The 20,133-nt window shown below is 56.4% G+C and carries 16 protein-coding genes; 5 read left to right on the forward strand and 11 right to left on the reverse strand.

The window, feature by feature from the left end:
* Nucleotides 1–122: 122 nt before the first annotated feature.
* The 4 genes from fdnG (at nucleotide 123) to araJ (ending at nucleotide 6,125) form a co-directional block, all read left to right on the forward strand.
* On the forward strand, nucleotides 123–3,170 hold the full coding sequence (fdnG, locus tag AWR26_RS12945; protein ID WP_139227889.1) for a formate dehydrogenase-N subunit alpha: 3,048 nt from the start codon (nucleotides 123–125) through the stop codon (nucleotides 3,168–3,170).
* Between the two features lie 12 nt (nucleotides 3,171–3,182).
* Nucleotides 3,183–4,067, forward strand: coding sequence for a formate dehydrogenase subunit beta (gene fdxH / locus AWR26_RS12950; RefSeq protein WP_064566384.1), 885 nt, complete (start codon nucleotides 3,183–3,185; stop codon nucleotides 4,065–4,067).
* Entirely contained in the window at nucleotides 4,060–4,716 is a 657-nt protein-coding gene (gene fdnI, locus AWR26_RS12955) for a formate dehydrogenase-N subunit gamma (RefSeq protein WP_064566386.1), read from the forward strand. Before fdxH ends, fdnI begins: the two co-directional genes overlap by 8 nt.
* Before the next feature lie 236 nt (nucleotides 4,717–4,952).
* Nucleotides 4,953–6,125 (forward strand): MFS transporter AraJ, encoded by a 1,173-nt coding sequence (araJ, locus tag AWR26_RS12960; RefSeq protein ID WP_064566388.1) that lies wholly within the window; start codon nucleotides 4,953–4,955, stop codon nucleotides 6,123–6,125.
* 52 nt (nucleotides 6,126–6,177) lie between these two features.
* Here the strand turns inward: araJ and AWR26_RS12965 are convergent, their stop codons facing one another.
* The 8 genes from AWR26_RS12965 to adhP form a co-directional block, all read right to left on the reverse strand.
* Nucleotides 6,178–7,269 carry an alkylhydroperoxidase domain protein gene (locus AWR26_RS12965; protein ID WP_064566390.1) on the reverse strand — a complete coding sequence of 364 codons (1,092 nt, stop codon included), beginning with the start codon at nucleotides 7,267–7,269 and terminating at the stop codon, nucleotides 6,178–6,180.
* Between the two features lie 9 nt (nucleotides 7,270–7,278).
* Nucleotides 7,279–8,268, reverse strand: a complete 990-nt coding sequence (locus AWR26_RS12970; RefSeq protein ID WP_064566392.1) for a putative FMN-dependent luciferase-like monooxygenase — start codon at nucleotides 8,266–8,268, stop codon at nucleotides 7,279–7,281.
* Nucleotides 8,265–9,872, reverse strand: a complete 1,608-nt coding sequence (locus AWR26_RS12975; RefSeq protein WP_064566394.1) for a dipeptide ABC transporter ATP-binding protein — start codon at nucleotides 9,870–9,872, stop codon at nucleotides 8,265–8,267. Before AWR26_RS12975 ends, AWR26_RS12970 begins: the two co-directional genes overlap by 4 nt.
* Nucleotides 9,869–10,720 (reverse strand): ABC transporter permease, encoded by an 852-nt coding sequence (locus AWR26_RS12980; protein ID WP_064566396.1) that lies wholly within the window; start codon nucleotides 10,718–10,720, stop codon nucleotides 9,869–9,871. The genes AWR26_RS12975 and AWR26_RS12980 overlap by 4 nt, the downstream gene beginning before the upstream one ends.
* The gene (locus AWR26_RS12985) at nucleotides 10,717–11,661 is read right to left on the reverse strand and encodes an ABC transporter permease (RefSeq protein ID WP_064566398.1); all 945 of its coding nucleotides are present in this window, start codon (nucleotides 11,659–11,661) and stop codon (nucleotides 10,717–10,719) included. Before AWR26_RS12985 ends, AWR26_RS12980 begins: the two co-directional genes overlap by 4 nt.
* A 10-nt stretch (nucleotides 11,662–11,671) precedes the next feature.
* Nucleotides 11,672–13,294, reverse strand: a complete 1,623-nt coding sequence (locus AWR26_RS12990; RefSeq protein ID WP_064566400.1) for a TIGR04028 family ABC transporter substrate-binding protein — start codon at nucleotides 13,292–13,294, stop codon at nucleotides 11,672–11,674.
* 142 nt (nucleotides 13,295–13,436) lie between these two features.
* Nucleotides 13,437–13,871, reverse strand: coding sequence for a VOC family protein (locus AWR26_RS12995; protein ID WP_064569009.1), 435 nt, complete (start codon nucleotides 13,869–13,871; stop codon nucleotides 13,437–13,439).
* A 64-nt stretch (nucleotides 13,872–13,935) separates the two neighbouring features.
* Nucleotides 13,936–14,946: an alcohol dehydrogenase AdhP gene (gene adhP, locus AWR26_RS13000; RefSeq protein ID WP_035885700.1), complete on the reverse strand. Its 1,011-nt coding sequence runs from the start codon at nucleotides 14,944–14,946 to the stop codon at nucleotides 13,936–13,938.
* A gap of 280 nt (nucleotides 14,947–15,226) precedes the next feature.
* On the opposite strand from adhP, the gene AWR26_RS13005 reads away from it, so the two are divergent.
* Nucleotides 15,227–15,829: an inorganic diphosphatase gene (locus tag AWR26_RS13005; RefSeq protein ID WP_007375082.1), complete on the forward strand. Its 603-nt coding sequence runs from the start codon at nucleotides 15,227–15,229 to the stop codon at nucleotides 15,827–15,829.
* A gap of 63 nt (nucleotides 15,830–15,892) precedes the next feature.
* Here the strand turns inward: AWR26_RS13005 and AWR26_RS13010 are convergent, their stop codons facing one another.
* The 3 genes from AWR26_RS13010 to sra all read right to left on the reverse strand — a co-directional run bounded on the left by AWR26_RS13010 (nucleotide 15,893) and on the right by sra (nucleotide 19,923).
* Complete coding sequence (locus AWR26_RS13010; protein WP_064566402.1) at nucleotides 15,893–17,599, reverse strand: ABC-F family ATP-binding cassette domain-containing protein; 1,707 nt, start codon at nucleotides 17,597–17,599, stop codon at nucleotides 15,893–15,895.
* A gap of 305 nt (nucleotides 17,600–17,904) precedes the next feature.
* Nucleotides 17,905–19,608 (reverse strand): NAD-dependent malic enzyme, encoded by a 1,704-nt coding sequence (locus AWR26_RS13015; RefSeq protein ID WP_064566408.1) that lies wholly within the window; start codon nucleotides 19,606–19,608, stop codon nucleotides 17,905–17,907.
* A gap of 177 nt (nucleotides 19,609–19,785) precedes the next feature.
* Nucleotides 19,786–19,923 (reverse strand): stationary-phase-induced ribosome-associated protein, encoded by a 138-nt coding sequence (gene sra / locus AWR26_RS13020; protein WP_064566409.1) that lies wholly within the window; start codon nucleotides 19,921–19,923, stop codon nucleotides 19,786–19,788.
* Between the last annotated feature and the right edge of the window lie 210 nt (nucleotides 19,924–20,133).

Genomic DNA, 20,133 nt, shown 5'->3' on the forward strand with positions numbered 1-20,133 from the left:
AAAATCCGATAAGTGCGACTATTAGGGGTCAGCCATCCGGCGTTATTGATTTACCGCAATTATTTCGCCTGCCGGAATGTTTAGTTTCCCGCCGCAGTCGAAGACAAATAATGAGGAAAGCAATGGACGTCAGCCGCAGACAATTTTTCAAAATCTGCGCGGGCGGTATGGCCGGAACCACAGTTGCCGCATTAGGGTTCGCCCCGAAAATGGCGCTGGCTCAGGCGCGAAATTATAAATTACTGCGCGCAAAAGAGATCCGAAACTCCTGCACATACTGCTCCGTGGGTTGCGGGCTATTAATGTATAGCCTGGGTGATGGCGCGAAGAACGCCAAAGAAGCGATTTATCACATTGAAGGCGACCCGGATCATCCGGTCAGTCGCGGCGCGTTATGCCCGAAAGGGGCTGGCCTGCTTGATTACGTCCACAGTGAAAACCGTCTGCGCTACCCGGAATACCGCGCGCCGGGCTCCGACAAGTGGCAGCGCATCTCCTGGGACGAGGCGTTTAGCCGCATCGCCCGGTTAATGAAAGACGATCGCGACGCGCATTTCGTAGAAAACAACGCCGCGGGCGTGAAAGTCAATCGCTGGCTTTCCACCGGTATGCTTTGCGCTTCGGCGGCCAGTAATGAGACCGGCATGCTGACGCAGAAATTTGTGCGCTCCCTCGGCATGCTGGCGGTAGATAACCAGGCGCGCGTCTGACACGGACCAACGGTAGCAAGTCTTGCTCCAACATTTGGTCGCGGTGCGATGACCAACCACTGGGTTGATATCAAAAACGCGAATGTGGTGATGGTGATGGGCGGTAACGCCGCTGAAGCCCACCCGGTCGGTTTCCGCTGGGCGATGGAAGCCAAAAATAACAATGATGCCACGCTGATTGTTGTCGATCCGCGCTTTACGCGCACGGCATCAGTGGCGGACATCTATGCGCCCATACGCTCCGGGACGGATATTACTTTCCTCTCCGGTGTGCTGCGCTATCTGATCGAAAACAACAAGATCAACGCCGAATACGTCAAACACTACACCAACGCCGCATTACTGGTGCGCGATGATTTTGCCTTTGAAGATGGTCTGTTCAGCGGCTACGACGCAGAAAAGCGCCAGTACGATAAAACCTCGTGGAACTATCAGTTCGATGAAAACGGCTATGCCAGACGTGATGACACGCTCAACCATCCGCGCTGCGTGTGGAATCTGCTGAAACAGCATGTCGATCGCTATACGCCGGAAACCGTCGAAAACATTTGCGGTACGCCGCAAGCGGACTTCCTGAAAGTGTGTGCAGTGCTGGCCTCAACCAGCGCGGCAGACAGAACCACCACGTTCCTGTACGCGCTCGGCTGGACGCAACACACCGTCGGTGCGCAGAACATTCGTACCATGGCGATGATCCAGTTGCTGCTCGGCAATATGGGGATGGCGGGCGGCGGAGTGAATGCGCTGCGCGGCCACTCGAACATTCAGGGGCTGACGGATTTAGGGCTGCTCTCGACCAGCCTGCCGGGCTACCTGACGCTGCCTTCGGAAAAACAGGCCGATTTGCAACAGTATCTGTCGGCCAATACGCCAAAAGCGCTGTTGCCGGATCAGGTTAACTACTGGAGCAATTATCCGAAGTTTTTCGTCAGCCTGATGAAATCGTTCTATGGCGATGCGGCGCAGAAAGAGAACGACTGGGGCTTTGACTGGCTGCCGAAGTGGGATCAGTCTTACGACGTTATCAAGTATTTCAATATGATGGCGAAAGGCGAAGTGACCGGCTACATCTGCCAGGGCTTTAACCCGGTGGCCTCGTTCCCGGACAAAAACAAAGTCGTCAGTACGCTGAGCAAATTGAAGTACATGGTGGTCATCGATCCGTTAGTGACCGAAACCGCGAACTTCTGGCAGAACCACGGCGAAATGAATGATGTCGATCCAGCAACCATTGCGACGGAGGTGTTCCGTTTGCCGTCAACCTGTTTCGCCGAAGAGGATGGCTCCATTGCCAACTCTGGTCGCTGGTTACAGTGGCACTGGAAAGGCCAGGATGCGCCGGGTGAAGCGCTGAATGACGGTGAAATTCTCGCCGGGATTTACCACCGCCTGCGTGAAATGTACCGCACCGAAGGCGGTAAAGGCGCAGAGCCGTTGCTGAAGATGAGCTGGAACTACAGCCAGCCGCACAATCCGCATTCGGAAGAGGTGGCGAAAGAGAACAACGGTTACGCGCTGGCGGATCTTTATGATGCCAACGGACAACTGCTGGCGAAGAAAGGGCAACTGCTGAACAGCTTTGCATTGCTGCGTGACGACGGCTCAACGGCATCATCCTGCTGGATCTACAGCGGTAGCTGGACAGAGCAGGGTAACCAGATGGCCAACCGCGATAATGCCGATCCTTCCGGGCTGGGTAATACGCTGGGGTGGGCATGGGCCTGGCCGCTCAATCGTCGCGTGCTCTACAACCGCGCGTCGGCTGACGTTCAGGGCAAACCGTGGGATGCGAAAAGGATGCTGATTCAGTGGAACGGTGCGAAGTGGGTCGGTAACGACATTCCGGACTTCAACACCGCGCCGCCGGGCAGCAATACCGGGCCGTTTATTATGCAGCAGGAAGGGCTGGGGCGTCTGTTCGCCCTCGATAAGCTGGCAGAAGGGCCGTTCCCGGAGCATTACGAACCGATGGAAACCCCGCTCGGAACCAACCCGTTGCATCCGAATGTCGTCTCCAGCCCGGTTGTGCGCATCTATCAGGACGATGTGAAACGGCTGGGGAAAAAGGATCAGTTCCCGTATGTCGGTACCACATATCGTCTGACGGAACATTTCCACACCTGGACCAAGCATGCGCGCCTGAATGCGATTGCCCAGCCGCAGCAGTTTGTTGAAATCAGCGAAACGCTGGCGGCGGCGAAAGGCATCAGCAATGGCGATCGCGTTCGGGTCAGCAGCAAGCGCGGCTTTATTCGCGCGGTGGCGGTTGTCACGCGTCGACTGCGCACGTTGCAAGTGCATGGACAGCCGGTGGAGACCATTGGTATTCCGCTGCACTGGGGTTTTGAAGGTGTGGCGCAAAAAGGCTACATCGCCAATACCCTGACGCCGAACGTGGGTGATGCGAACTCGCAAACACCGGAATATAAGGCGTTTTTAGTGAATATCGAGAAAGCGTAAGGGAGCGAGATTATGGCGATGGAAACTCAGGACATCCTTAAGCGCTCCGCGACCAACCCAATCACGCCGCCCCCACGGGCGCGTGATGATAAGGCTGAAGTTGCCAAGCTTATCGATGTTTCCACCTGCGTGGGCTGCAAGGCCTGCCAGGTGGCGTGTTCAGAATGGAACGACATCCGCGATGAAGTGGGGCACTGCGTCGGGGTTTACGACAACCCGGCCGATTTGAGCGCCAAATCCTGGACGGTGATGCGCTTTAGCGAAACCGAGCAGAATGGCAAGCTGGAGTGGCTGATCCGCAAAGATGGCTGCATGCATTGTGCCGAGCCGGGCTGCCTGAAGGCGTGTCCGTCTGCGGGCGCGATCATTCAGTACGCCAACGGTATTGTCGATTTTCAGCAGGATAACTGTATCGGCTGCGGCTACTGTATCGCCGGGTGTCCGTTCAACGTCCCGCGCCTCAATAAAGAGGATAACCGGGTCTATAAATGTACGCTCTGTGTCGATCGGGTCAGCGTCGGACAGGAGCCTGCCTGCGTGAAAACCTGCCCGACCGGCGCTATCCATTTTGGTACTAAAGCGGAAATGCTGACGCTGGGCGAACAGCGGGTAGAGAAGCTGAAAGCGCGCGGTTACGCCAGCGCGGGGATCTATAACCCGCAGGGCGTCGGCGGAACGCACGTGATGTATGTGCTGCACCACGCTGACCAGCCGCAGCTTTACCACAATTTGCCGGAAAATCCGCGTATCGATACCTCGGTCAATCTGTGGAAAGGGGTGCTGAAACCGCTATCGGCGGCGGGATTCCTCGCCACGTTCGCCGGTTTGATTTACCACTACATCGGCATTGGACCGAACAAAGAAGTGGATGACGACGAAGAGGATCATCATGAGTAAGTCAAAAATGATTGTGCGCACCCAATTTATCGATCGCGCCTGTCACTGGACAGTGGTGATCTGCTTTTTTCTGGTTGCGCTCTCCGGCATCTCGTTTTTCTTCCCGACGTTACAGTGGCTGACGGAAACCTTCGGTACGCCGCAGATGGGGCGCATTCTGCATCCCTTCTTTGGTGTGGCGATCTTCTTCGCGCTAATGTTGATGTTTGTGCGCTTTGTGCATCACAACATCCCGGATAAGAAAGATCTGCCGTGGCTGAAAAACATCGTCGAAGTGTTAAAGGGGAATGAGCACAAGGTCGCTAAAGTCGGAAAATACAATGCCGGACAAAAGATGATGTTCTGGACCATCATGAGCATGATAACCGTGCTTCTGGTGACCGGCGTCATCATCTGGCGTCCTTACTTTGCACAGTATTTCCCGATTCAGGTGATCCGCTACAGCCTGCTGCTGCACGCCACATCCGCCATTATTTTGATTCATGCCATCCTCATCCATATGTATATGGCTTTCTGGGTGAAAGGCTCGATTAAAGGCATGATCGAAGGGAAGGTGAGTCGTCGCTGGGCACAGAAGCACCATCCCCGCTGGTATAACGACGTAGAGCGTCTGGAAGCGAAACAAGAGAGCACCGAAGGGATCAAGTGATCTTACCCCCGCTCCGGACGCCCGTTCGGAGCGGTTTTCTTATCTATTCACCAGGCGCATCAATGGCACTCACAACACCGCGCCTTTCCCTGCGCAAATGACCGACATCATCCTGCGGGCTGCAGGTTGTTATCTGATTTTATGGATTAATGTGTCAGGCACGGCTTTTCGTCTGGTCTGCCGTGGTTGAATGGTCAATAATGCCCGCAACACTCTTTTAACAAGTGGTTTGTAGTATGAAAAAAACGATTTTTTCGTTGGCACTTGCGACCTTTGGTCTGGGAATGGCGGAATTCGGCATTATGGGCGTGTTAACGGAGCTGGCCTCCAATGTCGGTATCTCGATTCCGTCGGCAGGACATATGATTTCGGCTTATGCCTCTGGCGTAGTGATCGGCGCGCCAATCATGGCGCTTGTTTCCAACCGGTTTTCGTTGAAAAACATATTGTTGTTTCTGGTGGCGCTGTGCGTCATCGGTAATGCCATGTTCACGTTCTCCAGCGCTTATCCAATGCTGATTATTGCCCGCTTAATTTCCGGTTTTCCGCACGGGGCAATCTTTGGCGTCGGCGCCATTATCCTGTCGAAAATTGCCCCTCCCGGCAAGGTAACGATGGCAGTAGCAGGAATGATCGCCGGTATGACCGTCGCGAACCTGATCGGTATTCCGCTGGGTACATGGATCGGTCACAGCTTTAGCTGGCGCTATACCTTCTTGCTGATTTCGCTGTTCGACATCGCCGTGATTGTCTCGGTGATTTTCTGGGTTCCGGCGCTGTTTGATAACACCGAAAGCCGCCTGCGCGAACAGTTTCATTTCCTGAAAAAACCCGAACCGTGGCTAATTTTCGCCGCCACGATGTTTGGCAATGCCGGTGTATTTGCCTGGTTCAGCTACGTGAAACCCTACATGGTCACTGTCTCTGGCTTCTCGGAAGCCTCGATGACCTTCATCATGACGTTGATGGGGCTGGGAATGGTGCTGGGAAATATGTTTTCCGGCAAGCTCTCCGTTAAGTTCAGCCCCTTACGCATTGCGGCGGCAACTGAGTTTTTCATTATGCTGGCGATGCTGGCGCTGTTTGTCGCCGGTGAAAACAGCGTCGGGGCGCTGTCGCTCGGCTTTATCTGCTGCGCTGGCCTGTTTGCGCTCTCCGCGCCGCTGCAAATTATGCTGCTGCAAAATGCGAAGGGCGGTGAGATGTTGGGCGCCGCCGGGGGGCAAATGGCCTTTAACCTCGGTAACGCGGTGGGCGCCTGGTTCGGTGGCTTGATCATCACTTTCGGTCTGACTTATCGCTATCTTACGCTGCCAGCAGCGGTGCTGACCTTTGCCGCCATGAGCGCATTGCTGGTCTATGGCCGTCTGCAAACAAAGCTGAAAACCGAATCTGTCGCGCAGGCATAAAAAAACCGGGTAAGCACGACGCTTACCCGGCCTGAGAATAGCGGCGGCACCCTCAGGGCAACCAGGGTTCCCCCAGCGTAAGCATCAGACGGTTGGCCCAGGCAAAAAACGCGGCGGACTGTAGCAGATCAAGCTGTTGCAAAGTGTCCAGATCCTGTTCCTTCAGCTTCTCCAGATGCTGTGTGGTCAGCGCCGGAGGCGTCACCGACAGGGCGGCGGCGGCATCAATTTCAGCCTGCCAGCGTGCTGATTGCCCGGCGCTCAGGATCTCTCCTGGTTGCACAGCAAGCAGTGTCTCTACGGCATTATCGTCCTTCGACAACTGGCTGGTTTTGCGCGCATGGACTGAAGCGCAATAGATACAGCCATTAATTTTACTGGTGACCGTTGCCGCCAGCTCACGCTCGGCGCGCGGCAAACCGCCAAGGGTGTAGAAGATGCCCTTATCCGTCAACGTGCGTTGCTCAAGCACCGGGAGATTACGGCCTAACAGACGGAAATAGTCAGAATCGCTATGGCCGAATTTCGCCAGAATCGCCTGTTCGGCTGCCGTAAACTCCGCCAGCGGTTTTGCGGCAATCCACGTCTCCCAGCCCAGTTCCTGCTGAGTAAACTGCACCGGCGCAGGTTTCCCGGTTTGCGTTGTCGGTGTGGTATGCCAGATACCTGCCACCACCGGTTTTTCGCTGGCGGAAACGGGCTTGCCATTGAGTAAACGTAACCCGGCCAGCAGACGGCTCTGGAAGCTGACAAACGCCACCAGTTGCGCCAGCGTAACAATGCTCTCTTTGTTCCAGCCCGCCGCCGTCAGCGTTTTCAGTGCCTGCGGCGTCGCTTCTACCGGGGAAAAAGTCAGCAACCGCGCAAACTCCAGCGCTGGTGTCAGGCGGGCAGACGTCGGGTCGGCAAGGCCAAAACTGGCGTAGTGGGCCGCCAGATCGTTGGCTTCATGCCACTTCGCTACTTTCGCCGCCACAATAAAGCGTTCATCCAGCGCAAAGGGGTGCTCCTGGTCACCGAACAGCGCTTCATAGCTGCCCTGAGCATGGCGGGTGGCCGCATCACGCGTTTCACGCGCACGTTGCAGTTCCGAACCGGCGGCGATCTCCGCCAGTTCAGCAAGAATATCCAGACTTAGCGCCATAGAGGCTCCTTATAGAATGCGCGGAGCGATATGCTCAGCAATCAGTTCAATGGAACGTAACGTGTCGCGGTGCGACGGTTCGACGGAATGCACCTGAAAAGAGATATCGGTGGCGCGCGCCAGAATGGTGTCCTGCGCCAGCGATGCGAGCACCGTTTGCACATCGCCGATATGCGCATCAAACTGGCGGATATAATCCGTGACGTTGTCACCTAAAACTGCATGGCCTGCTGTGCGATGTTGCGCGGCCTGGCGGCTCAAGCCCGGTGCGGCAACCTTCAGCGCATAGTCGCGGCTGTCGGCGACAAACGCCGTACGCGAAGCGAGTATGCGCGGCGCAACGCCCGCCGGGAGCGCATCAAGGTAAGCATCCACCATCGGATTCTGAATGGCATCGAGGGTGAGCGAGGGGTTATCGGCCGGGCGCGGCTGAGTTCGGGACAGCATCAGTCCGTGTCCGCTCTGGCCTGCACGGATTGCGCCGTCAACGGAAAAGGTGGCGATCCACACCCGTTCAGCCAACTGTGGCGCTGGAGGGTAAAGGTGGTTATCCGGGTGCGTCAGCGAATCACCGCGCCAGGCACTCTGGATCAGGTGCAGCGCATCAGCGAATACCGTCGCCCGTTCATCAATTGTCAGGCCAAAGGGCAGAAAAGAGGTCGCCGTACCCCCCGAGCCAAACCCCACTTCCAGCCGTCCATCGGCCAGCAGATCGAGTACGGCGGCATCTTCTGCCACGCGCAACGGGTTTTCCAGCGGCAGGGTGATAATGGCCGTGCCAAGACGAATAGTTTCCGTGTGTGCCGCGACATGCGCCAGAAAGACCAGCGGCGAAGGCAGACCACCTTCATGTTCGTGAAAGTGGTGCTGCGCAATCCATGCGCTGTCGAAGCCGTACCGTTCCGCATGGCGGATCTGCTCCGTGGCCAACCGGTAGCGCTCTTTGGGTGCAGCATCGTCAAGCAGACGGGTAAAAAAACCCAGGCGTTTTCGCGTCATGCGAACTCCTCCGTAGCGGGTGAAAGATGGGGAATAGCGTGAATTAACTCGCGGGTATAGTCGTTTTGCGGCGCAGCAAACAGGCTTGCCACGGAACCTTGCTCGACCACACAACCATTGCGCAGCACCGTAACGCTGTGCGCGATGCGCCGCACCGTCGCCAGATCGTGGGTGATAAACAGGTAGGTCAACCCCAGTTGCTGTTGCAGTTGCTGGAGCAGGGCGAGGATCTGCGCCTGCACGGTAACATCCAGTGCGGAGGTGGCTTCATCCAGCACCAGAATGCCCGGTTCGAGGATCAGCGCGCGGGCAATAGCCACACGCTGGCGCTGGCCACCGGAAAGCTCACGTGCCGTACGGTCGAGCAACTCCAGCGGCAGCGCAACGCGCCGGGCGACATTCTCCACTCGCGCTTTACGTTCAGCTTTTTCAATGCGTTCAAAGTTCTTTAGCGGCTCTTCGATGATCTCAAACAGTGTCTGGCGAGGATCGAGCGAAGAGAAGGGGTTCTGATAGACAAACTGGATTTTGCGGCGCAACTGGCGGCGCGCCTCCTGGCTAAGTTGCGTGGCCTCGATATCATCAATCGTCACCCGGCCGCTGTCGGCCTGCTCAAAGCCAAGCAGAATGCGCGCCAGCGTGGTTTTGCCTGAACCGGATTCGCCAACCAGCGCATGCGTGCTGCCGCGCTGCACGGCAAAACTGACGTCATTAAGTGCCTGCAATTGGTGGCCTTTGCCCAACGAGAAACGCTTACTGATACCGCTGGCGCGGATCGCCGGAGACGCCAGCGGCCGCCCGGAAACCGGCGCAATCGTCAGCGCATGGCCCTGGAGATCGCTCAGTAGCTGGCGGGTATAAGCATGCTGCGGCGCGCGCAGAATATCCGCCGTCGCGCCATGCTCCTGAATTTCACCGTGGCGAAACACTAGCAGCCGATCGGCGCGCTCCGCAGCCAGCGCCAGATCGTGGGTAACAAACAACACCGCCGTGCCGGATTCACGTCGAAGTACATCGAGTAAATCGAGAATGCGCTTTTGCACCGTCACATCGAGCGCGCTGGTTGGCTCGTCGGCAATGATCACATCCGGCTGCAGCGCAATGGCTATCGCGATCAACACCCGCTGCTTCATCCCACCGGAGAGCTGGTGCGGGTACTGTTTCATGCGCTGTTCCGGGTGGCTTAAGCCCACTTTCGTTAACAGCGCCAGCACCTGAGCATCGCGCTCACGGCCACGCAATTTACTGTGTAGTTGCAGGACTTCGCCCACTTGCGTACCGATGGTTTGTACCGGGTTGAGGGAATTGCCGGGATCCTGCGGCACCAGGCTGATACGCGCGCCGCGCAGGGCATCAAGCCGTTTTTCCGACCACGTGCTTATGGTTTCGCCGTTGAGCACAATCGTGCCGCTGTCGCGTCGGGCATTGGCAGCCAGCAGCCCAATAATCGCCTGCGCAGTGGTGGTTTTGCCGGAACCGGATTCGCCGACAAAGGCCAGCATTTCCCCCCGTTGCAGGGTAAAACTCACGCCATGAACCACCTCGCGCCAGACGCCGCTACTGTGGTAGCTGAGGGTTAAATTTTCTACCGACAACACGCTCATACGCGACCTCCACTGAACTGACGGCTGAGCCGGTTAACCGCCAGTACCACGGCGATCACCACCAGACCGGGGAAGGTGGTCAGCCACCAGGCGGTGGATAAGTAGTTGCGCCCTTCGGCGATCAACAATCCCCATTCCGGCACCGGCGGCGGCGTGCCGTAACCGAGAAAACTCAGGGTGGAGAGGGCAAGGATCGCCTGACCAAATTGCAGCGTGGCAAAGGCCAGCACGGCGGTGAGCGAGTTGGGCAAAATATGCCGCCACAGCACCGACCAGAAAGTACCGCCGCTGCCCCAGGCCGCTTCGACATACTCGGTGTGGCGAATACGCACCACTTCGCCGCGCGCCAGGCGGGCAAAGCTGGCAATCGAAGCCACCCCCACGGCAATGGCTGCATTGACGGTGCCAAAGCCAAGTAAAATAATCACCGTCAGCGACAACAACAGCGACGGAATCGACAGCAACACATCCACCAGCCGCATCAGGAGGGATTCCACGCGCCCGGCGAGCGCTCCGGCAATCACGCCGATCAGCGTTCCGGCAAACAGTCCCATCGCCACAGCCGCCAGCGCGGCGGAAAGCGAATGTGAAGCACCATAGACAATGCGCGCCAAAAGATCGCGCCCCAGTTGATCGGTACCCAGCCAGTGACCGGCTTGTGGAGCCAGCCGCTGAGCCCCGGCGATACCTTCAACCGCGCTGTAAGGCGTGAGCAACGCAGGGAAAAAAGCGGCAACTACCGCCAGCGCAACCACTGCCCAGGCCAGCCATAATCCCGGCTGCCAGGCGTGCGGGCGCCAGGCGGGAACGCGTTTACGCGCGGCGGTGGCGTAATCGACCAGACTCATATTGCACCTCCGGTAACGGTTTTCAGCCGCGGGTCAAACCACGGCATCAGCAGATCCACCAGCAGATTGATCAGGACAAACCCCAGCGCGGAGATCATCACTACCGCCTGCAACACGGCAATGTCCTGATTGTTTACCGCCTGCTGCGTCAGTTGTCCCAGCCCGCCACGACCAAAGACGGTTTCCGTGATCAGCGCACCGGCAATCAATTCCCCCAACAACAGCCCGGCAATATTCAGCGCCGGCAGCAGGGCATTGCCGATAACGTGCCGCCACAGCACGCCGGTTTCGCTCAACCCTTTGGCGCGCGCCACGCCCACAAATGGCTGAGCCGATACCTGATCGATACTGCGTAACAAGATCTGCGCCAACGGAGCGGAAATAGGGATCGCCACGGTAATAATCGGCAGGATCAACCCCTGCAACGGGGAGGGATTAATGACCGGGATCAGCCGCAGCTGGAAGGAAAAAAGCTGAATCAGCGCAATGCCCAGCCAGAAGGTGGGCAGCGAAATAAACAGTACTGGCAAAGATTGAATGGCATTACTCAGCCAGCGTAATGCGGGCAATCGCGAGACAAACGCCAGCACAAAAGCCAGCGCCACAGCGAGTGCGAATGCCGGCACGGCCAGTTGCAGCGTGTCGGGGAGATTGCTGGCAATCAACTCGCTCACCGCCACACCGGCCTGTACCGAATAACCAAAATCTCCGCGCAACATCGCAAACAACGTATGGAAATATTGTTGCCACAGCGGGCTGTCCGCCCCATAGGCAATGCGCATTTCCTCAATCTGTGCCGGGCTAAGCCCGAGGTCGGGGTTCTGAAACTTAATCAATACCGCATCGCCCGGCAGCACCTGGAGCAGCACAAAAGAGAGGGTAAACGCCGCCCATAGCACCAGCAAACCTTGCCCGGCACGCTGCAGAAGATAGTGGCTCATTGCAGCCTCCTCACTGTTTCGCGATCCACGCGCCGTAGAATGACGGACGGCCAACGGCTTCAAAGGTCGCGCCTTTCAGCCACGGCGCACCGGCAAAGACTTGCGGCTCTTCAAAAATCGGGATCACATAAGCGTTATCCAGCAGATAGCGCTGCGCCTCGCCGGTCAGTTGCAGACGTTTTTTTGCATCGACTTCAGCAGAAATAGAGACCAGCAGATCGTTGAGTTTGTCGTCGCGGAAGCTTTTTACCTTGTCGCTGGAACCGCCTTTTTGCAGCAGCGCATCGCGGTTTGCCGGGTAGAACATGCTTTTCACGACATCCGGATCGGCACGCCCAACCTCAGAAACGGTTAGCGGCGTTTTTAGCGGATCGAGGTTATCCAGCGTGCGGCTTCCGGCGTCGCCAGCTTTAACGTTCAGCGCAACGCCGACCTGTCGCCACTGCTGCGCCACCAGTTGCAGCACCTCTTTGTTTTGCGGCTGCGGCAGGGATTCGTAAACTGTCAGTGCCAGACGCTGGCCCTCTTTGGCGCGAATGCCATCGCTGCCTGCTTTCCAGCCTGCGTCATCCAGCAACTGGTTAGCTTTGGCCGGATCAAAGGTCAGTTTGTCGCTCAGATCGGTGTAACCTGCGGCAGAGCGGGCAATAACCGAGGTGGCCTGCGGGTAGTTGGGTGAGAAGAGGGTATCGACAATCTGTTTGGTGTTGGTCGCATGCAGCAATGCCTGGCGCACGCGCAGGTCGGCGACCAGCGGGTTATCCGGGCGGAAACTGAGGCTGTCATTCACGCCGCGCGTCGGAGCGGCGTAGATCTGAAAACCCTGGTCGGTGGCCTGCTTTTCATCGTAAGCCTGCACCTGGCGGATAAATCCGGCCTGGCCTGCCAGCAACGCGCCAATGCGCACGCTGTCTTCCGGGGTGACGATGATTTTGATGCCATCGAGATTGGCCGGGCCTTGCTGGGTAAGATTCTTCGGCCCCCACTGATAATCTTTACGCTTCGCAAGCGTCACTTCGCGCCCCAGCTTTTCATCACTGACGACAAACGGCCCGGAACCGATAATATGACGCGCATCGCCCAGTTCATCAAAATTACGTTGTAACGTGCTCAGTGAAACCAACCCGGAACCAATGGTGGCCGTGCCCTGTAAAAAGCCTGGCGACGGCTTTTTGAAGTAGAACTTCACCGTCTGCGCGTCCACTACTTCGCTGTGATCATAGTTATTGATCACTTCCGATACCGGTAAACGCTGCGCTTTGTTACCCAGCCCGTAAGTATCGAAATTTTTTGCGACCGCATTGGCATCCAGCGGCGTGCCGTCGGAAAAGGTCACGCCGGGGCGAATTTTAAAGGTGTATTCGGTTTTATCGGCATTCGACGTCCAGCTTTCGGCAATCCACGGTTCAACCTGCAACGTCTTCGGGTTCTGCCAGGTTAGCTTATCGGTGATCTGATTCAGAATGCCTCCGTTGGGGTAAAAACCGCCCGCCGGAGGATACAAATTGGTGTGCGCCTGCTGTTCAAGATAAATCAGCGTTCCGCCTTTTACCGGCGTCTCCACCGCCCAGGCGTGAACGGACGTGGCCATCATCAGCACCGTCAATAATGGCAAGCGAAAAGGGATGTGCATGGTGAATTCCTTTGTTATCTATTGTCTTAATGGCGGATTCATCATCCGGCGCAGACATTCACAAAGGAACCAAGGAATTGAGATAAGCTTTTCAGAAAAGCGCAAAACCGGGCGTGATAGACGCCCTGGTCCGGCAGCAGTACTAACGCAACCAGGGGGTGATCGTCAGTCCCACCAGAACGCCTTCCGGCGCCAGCAGACGGGTGACACGTTGCCCCCAGGGTTCCAGGCGATTCGCGACCAGCAACTGATAACCTTTGTTGACCAGCACATCAGTGGCGCTCGCTAACTCTTTGACTTCAAATTCAACCCAGCTTTGGGGAATAGGGTGCGAATCCGGCCATTTGTCTGTGCCAAAACAGGATTCGGCGGCATGATGCAACGGCCAAAGAGCAAAATGTTTCGCGCCGTCCAGTGCGTCATGTTCGGCGACCAGATAGTCACTGGTGCCTTCCATCGGTTTCAGCGGCAGCCCAAGCGTGTGCTGATAAAACGCCTGGCTGGCAGCCACATTTTGCGGAACAGGGCCAAAGCCGGCGATAAATAACACCTCAAGCCCGGGGATCGTCGTGGTCATCATTACCTCTGCGTCATAAAAAAGGGGCATCAGCGCCCCCGTGATTATAGGCAATAGCAGATCATTAATGGCGTAAATCGATCACCATGCGGCCACGGATTTGGCCCTGTTCCATCTCTTTGAAGATGGCGTTGATATCTTCGAGCGGACGCAGCGCCACTTTCGGCACCACCTTGCCTTCGGCGGCAAACTGGAAGGCTTCCGTTAGATCCTGGCGCGTGCCAACCAGTGAACCCACCACCTGAATACCGTCCAGCACCAGACGCGGAATATCGAGGCTCATCGCTTCCGGCGGCAGGCCAACCGCCACCACACGGCCGCCGGCACGCACCGCATCGACCGCAGAGTTAAACGCCGCTTTCGCCACCGCCGTCACGACCGCAGCGTGCGCGCCACCAGTTTTTTCCTGCACGATCTTCGCCGCATCTTCACTGCGCGAGTTGATGGTCAGATCTGCGCCCATGCTGGCCGCCAGCTTCAGTTGCTCATCGTTAACATCAAGCGCAATGACTTTGGCATTAAAGACATTTTTCGCATATTGCAGCGCAAGATTTCCGAGGCCGCCAAGGCCATAAATAGCAATCCACTGGCCAGGCTTGATCTGTGAGACTTTAACGGCTTTATAGGTGGTGACGCCCGCGCAGGTGATGCTGCTGGCTGCCGCGGAATCAAGGCCATCCGGCACTTTTACCGCATAATCCGCCACCACGATGCACTCCTGCGCCATGCCACCATCAGCGGTATACCCGGCATTCACCACTTCACGACAGAGGGTTTCGTTACCGCTGTTACAGTATTCACAGTGGCCGCAGCCCTGGAAAAACCAGGCGACAGAAGCGCGATCGCCCACTTTCAGCGACGTAACGCCTTCTGCAACTTCAGCCACAATGCCAATACCTTCATGACCGAGGATAACGCCGGTCTTATCGCCAAAATCACCGTTCTTTACATGCAGGTCAGTATGACATACCCCGCAGCACTCCATTTTCAGTAACGCTTCGCCATGTTTCAGCGGACGCAGTGTCCTTTCAGTGACATCAACCTGATGATCTTTCGTAACTACAGCAGCTTTCATGGTGTTTCTCCTTTGATAAGCATAAGAACTGAGATCCGGGTGTGGCGTTCGGCTTCAACCGTTATCTATATCCTCAAGGATTAAGAGATTAGGCAGTGAATTCAATAGGCTGGCAACATACTGTAAACATTCAGTGGGAAATTCCCCAATTCAGGTAGGGGCAAAAAATGCTATAACCATCTTATTAATAAGGCTATTGGTGGGCAGGAAAGGAATGTCATACGGCTGTCATCTATTGTCGCCAGATTGTTGCTTTCTAATAACAAAAGGGTGAACAACAATGCATCTGGTGAAAAAAATCCTCGCGGTGAGCGTACTGATTTCGGCTTCCGTGCAGGCGCAAAATATCCTCGAATTCCCGCAGCCTGAAAACAACCCGGACGAGTTTTATGCGGTAACGGAGATCCCGGCGGGCGGCATTATCAAATATGAAACGGACGCGAAAACCGGCTTTATTATCGCCGATCGCTTCCAGTCAATGCCGGTCGCTTATCCGGCGAACTACGGTTCGCTGACCCAGTCGCTCGCCGGGGATGGCGATCCGCTGGATGTGATTTTCTATACCCGCGCGCCGCTGGCTCCGGGAACGCTGATCAAGTTGCGTCCGATTGGCGTGCTGAAAATGATTGATGGCGGCGAGACCGACGACAAAATTGTTGCCGTTCCGGCCAGCAAAATTGACCCAACCTATGACGACATCAAGAACATCACCGATCTGCCGAAGATCGAGCAGGAGCGGCTGGAAGCCTTCTTCCGCGTCTATAAACAATTGCCGGATGGTCGCAAGAAAGTGGAGCTGAACGGCTTTAACGACGCCGCCACCGCCAAACAAGAAATCAAACAGGCATGGGAAGCCTGGAAAGCAAAAAATCCGCAGCAGTAAAAAACAGGCGCCCTTCGGCGCCTGTTTGCGTTAAGTGACCATGCGAGTTTGCGCATATCCGGCCTACAGGATGAGGCGGATTCGCTCGATCTCCTCGCGCCACTGCGCCTGCAACTGCGGTTTCTGATGTTTCTCCTTACGCGCCAGATCCTCTGCTAACCGCGTCTCCAGTTCGATAAGACGCAGAAGAAGGGCATCGTCGTCATCCATGTCATCAGCCGCAACCGCTGGCGGTTGCGATTGAGTGGCAGAAACCGCGACACTTTCCCGTAAGCGATCATAAACCGCTTCAGCGTCATGCCACTCGTTCAGCTCGCCGTTTTCCACCAGCCAGAAACGATTGCAGCAGGCATTGATCAACTGCCGATCGTGGCTGACCAGCAGAAAACCGCCGCTGAACTGTTGCAGGGTTTCGGCCAGCGCCTCTTTGCCCGCCATATCGAGATGGTTGGTGGGTTCATCCAGTAACAGCAGGTTAAAACGCGCCAGCGACAGGCCCACAAACAGCAGCCGGGAACGCTCGCCGCCGCTCAGTGTCGCCACCCGTTGCCCGTGACGCGTCCAGGCAAAACCGGCGCCAATCAGCGCCATTTTGCGATCGGCGGGCATCGGGGCAAACGGCTCCAGCGCGTCGAACAGCGTGGCATCATCCGCTAGCTGATGTAACGTCTGGTCGTAATATCCCGCATGCAGACGCGGATGCAGCCGCAGTGTAGACGCTTCACCGTGCAAAGCCCGCCAGATCAACCGCAGAAGCGATGATTTCCCGCAGCCGTTGCGTCCCATCACCGCCACGCGATCGCCGCTTTTCAGCCGCGCGATCGGAACATGGAACAGGGCGGGCAACCCCGCTGCGGGCGGCACGGCAAGCTGTTCCATCTCCAGCAGTCGATCCGCAGGTAGCGCTTCACCATGCAGTGAAAGCCGCCAGGCACTGCCTTCGGTTAGCGTGGTCTGGCTCTCTTTCAGGCGCTCCACCTGCCGCGCCATCTGTTTTGCCTTGCGTGCCAGATCTTCGTTGTCGTAGACCCGTCCCCAGATAGCCAGCCGCTTAGAACTTGCCGTCACGCGGTCGATCTCCTTTTGTTCCGCTTTGTGCCGCAGCGCGTCGCTCGCATCACGCTCTTCCAGCGCCTGGCGCGCCAGGCTGCACGGTAAAGCAAAGTGGTGCAGCGTGTGGTCGCGCAGGATCCAACTGCCGTTGGTAACAGCATCCAGCAGGGCGGCATCATGCGAAACCATCACAAAGCTTCCGCTCCAGCTACGCAAAAACTGCTCCAGCCATAGCAATGTCGGCAGATCAAGGTGGTTACCCGGTTCGTCCAGCAGCAACAGATCCGGCTCGCGGATCAGCGCCCGCGCCAGCAGCAAGCGGGTATGCTGTCCGCCGCTGAGGGTTGCCGCGGTGAGGGCGATTTCCGCCGTGCTCAACCCCATGCTGGCAAGCAGCGATTCGGCGCGCCAGCGCTGGTTGTCGCGTTCGCTGCCAGGCAACTGCGCCAGCACGGCATCCAGCAACGTCATCGCCAGCAAATCGTCGGGCAGATGTTGTTCCACGCGCGCCAGCAGGCAGTGGTGCGCAACCGTAACGTTGCCGGAAAGCGGAGACAGCGAGCCGTCCAGCACTTTCAGCAGGGTACTTTTGCCGCAGCCATTGTCGCCAATAAGTCCAAGGCGATCGCCTTTTCGCAGGGTAAAGGAGAGATCGGAGAATAACGGGCCAAAGGCCGTTTCAACACGGAGTGATTGTGCAGATAGTAATGTGCTCATTGCTTACTCAAGAGTTACAGGCACGAGAGTGCCTCGTCAAACATCGCTGACGATAACCCGGTAAGCCCGAGAGAAGGGGGTTTTAAGCTTCGCTCAAGCCGAAGTTATCGCAGCACGATACCGATAACGCTTGAGCTGGCACGATCGCCAAATGTATGTGAAACATTGAACAGTTCACAATACAGCATAATTAGCCTCCTTATATATTCAGTAAGTTGATGGGTGAAAAGGAGTTTAGCGGGGAAATGAATGTTTTACCAGCAAGGAAAATCGCCCGGCGCACAAGGACGCCGGGCGTGGGAAGATCAGATAGAGGTACGGCGATAGCTGCGGTACTTCGGTTCCCAGAAGTTGTCGTCGATCGACTGCTTCAACGCTTCAGGCGAAGTTTTCGCCGCCACGCCTTGTTGCTGCGCCATTTTACCGACGGCAAACGCGATGGCGCGGGAAACGGACTGGATATCTTTCAGTTCCGGCAGCACCAGGCCTTCACCATTGAGCAGCAGCGGCGAGTATTCCGCCAGCGTTTCACTGGCCGCCATCAGCATTTCATCGGTGATGCGCGACGCGCCGGAGGAGATCACGCCAAGACCAATGCCCGGGAAAATATAGGCGTTATTGCACTGGGCAATCGGGTAGGTTTTCTCTTTCCACTGTACCGGCGCGAACGGGCTGCCGGTGGCGACCAGCGCCATACCGTCGGTCCAGCTAATGATGTCCTGCGGCGTAGCTTCCACGCGGGAAGTCGGATTGGAGAGCGGCATCACGATCGGACGCGGGCAGTGCTTGTGCATCTCACGGATGATCTCTTCGGTGAACAGACCGGTCTGGCCAGAAACGCCGATCAGAATGTCCGGCTTCACATTACGCACCACATCCAGCAAGGAGAGCGCTTCATTCTGCGCGCCGGTATCCCAGTTTTGCAGGTTTTCGCGTTTCTGCACCAGTTTGCTCTGGAACGGCAGCAGGTTCGGCATTTCGTCCGTCAGCAGGCCGAAACGATCGACCATATAGACTTTCTGGCGAGCCGCTGCTTCGCTCAGGCCTTCGCGCTGCGTCTGGGCGATGATCTGCTCAGCAATACCGCAACCGGCAGAACCCGCGCCGAGGAAGACAATCTTCTGGTTGCTCAACTGGCTACCCGCCGCGCGGCTGGCGGCAATCAGCGTACCGACGGTTACGGCTGCCGTACCCTGAATATCATCGTTAAAACAGCAGATCTCATCACGATAGCGATTCAACAGCGGCATCGCGTTTTTCTGCGCGAAGTCTTCAAATTGCAGCAGCACATCCGGCCAGCGCTGTTTCACCGCCTGAATGAATTCATCGACGAAAGCGTAATAGTCTTCACCGGTAATACGCGGGTGGCGTGAGCCCATATAGAGCGGATCATTAATTAATTGCTGGTTGTTGGTGCCCACATCCAGAACCACGGGCAGAGTGTAAGCCGGGCTGATGCCGCCACAGGAGGTATAGAGCGACAGTTTGCCAATCGGAATCCCCATGCCGCCAATCCCCTGGTCACCAAGGCCGAGAATACGTTCGCCATCGGTCACCACGATCACTTTGATATTGTGGTTCGGCACGTTTTGCAGAATGTCGTCCATACTGCTGCGGTTCTGCCAGGAGATAAACACGCCACGAGCGCGGCGGTAGATGTCAGAGAAGCGTTCGCAGGCCCAGCCAACAGTCGGGGTGTAGATCACCGGCATCATCTCATCGAGATGGTTTTCCACCAGGCGGTAGAAGAGGGTTTCGTTGGTATCCTGGATATTGCGTAAATAGATGTGCTTATCAATGTCGGTTTTAAAGCTCTGGTACTGCAGCCAGGCGCGTTCGGCCTGTTCTTCAATCGTTTCAACCACTTCCGGTAACAGACCCAGCAGGTTGAAATTACTGCGCTCTTCCATACTGAAGGCGCTGCCTTTGTTCAGCAGTGGAAACTCCAGTAGCACCGGCCCGGCATAAGGAATATATAACGATCGGTTTTTATTATGTTTGGCATTCATTTTACAGCTCCTTGTTCAACGATCCCTGCGAGAGCGTTTCGCGGGGGGTGTGCGACGGGCGAGAGTATAAAACAAGCTGTCAGCAAATACTTCTTGTTCGCGGATTTCGTTGATGAATTGTTATCAAGGAGGGAAAACAAAAAACCACCCCGGTTGGGGTGGTTCAGGGTGGAAAACTTAACCCGCGCGGCGATGACGCCCGGAGCGATGAACGACCACCGTCTCTTCCTGATTGTCTTTGGTAACAACTTTACGCGTGTTTGACACTTTGTAATCCAGCCCCATGATGTGGCGTGCCTGACGGTTCGATTTCATGCTTACTCCTTAATCCAGTTCAATGTTTCAAGGACAAGCCCGGTAACAGTGCCGGGCGAAATTCAATCTCATCATTGCATCGGTACAAGAAACATACCGAGCCGTCATCCTCGATCATTGCGACGTAAAGCGCAATCGAAAAAAGGAATTTCAGGATTATCTTAATTCAACCAGCCGATGCTTCGCATCTGGAGAAAATTTCTGGGAAAA

The sequence above is a fragment of the Kosakonia oryzae genome (genome assembly GCF_001658025.2).
Lineage (GTDB): Bacteria > Pseudomonadota > Gammaproteobacteria > Enterobacterales > Enterobacteriaceae > Kosakonia > Kosakonia oryzae.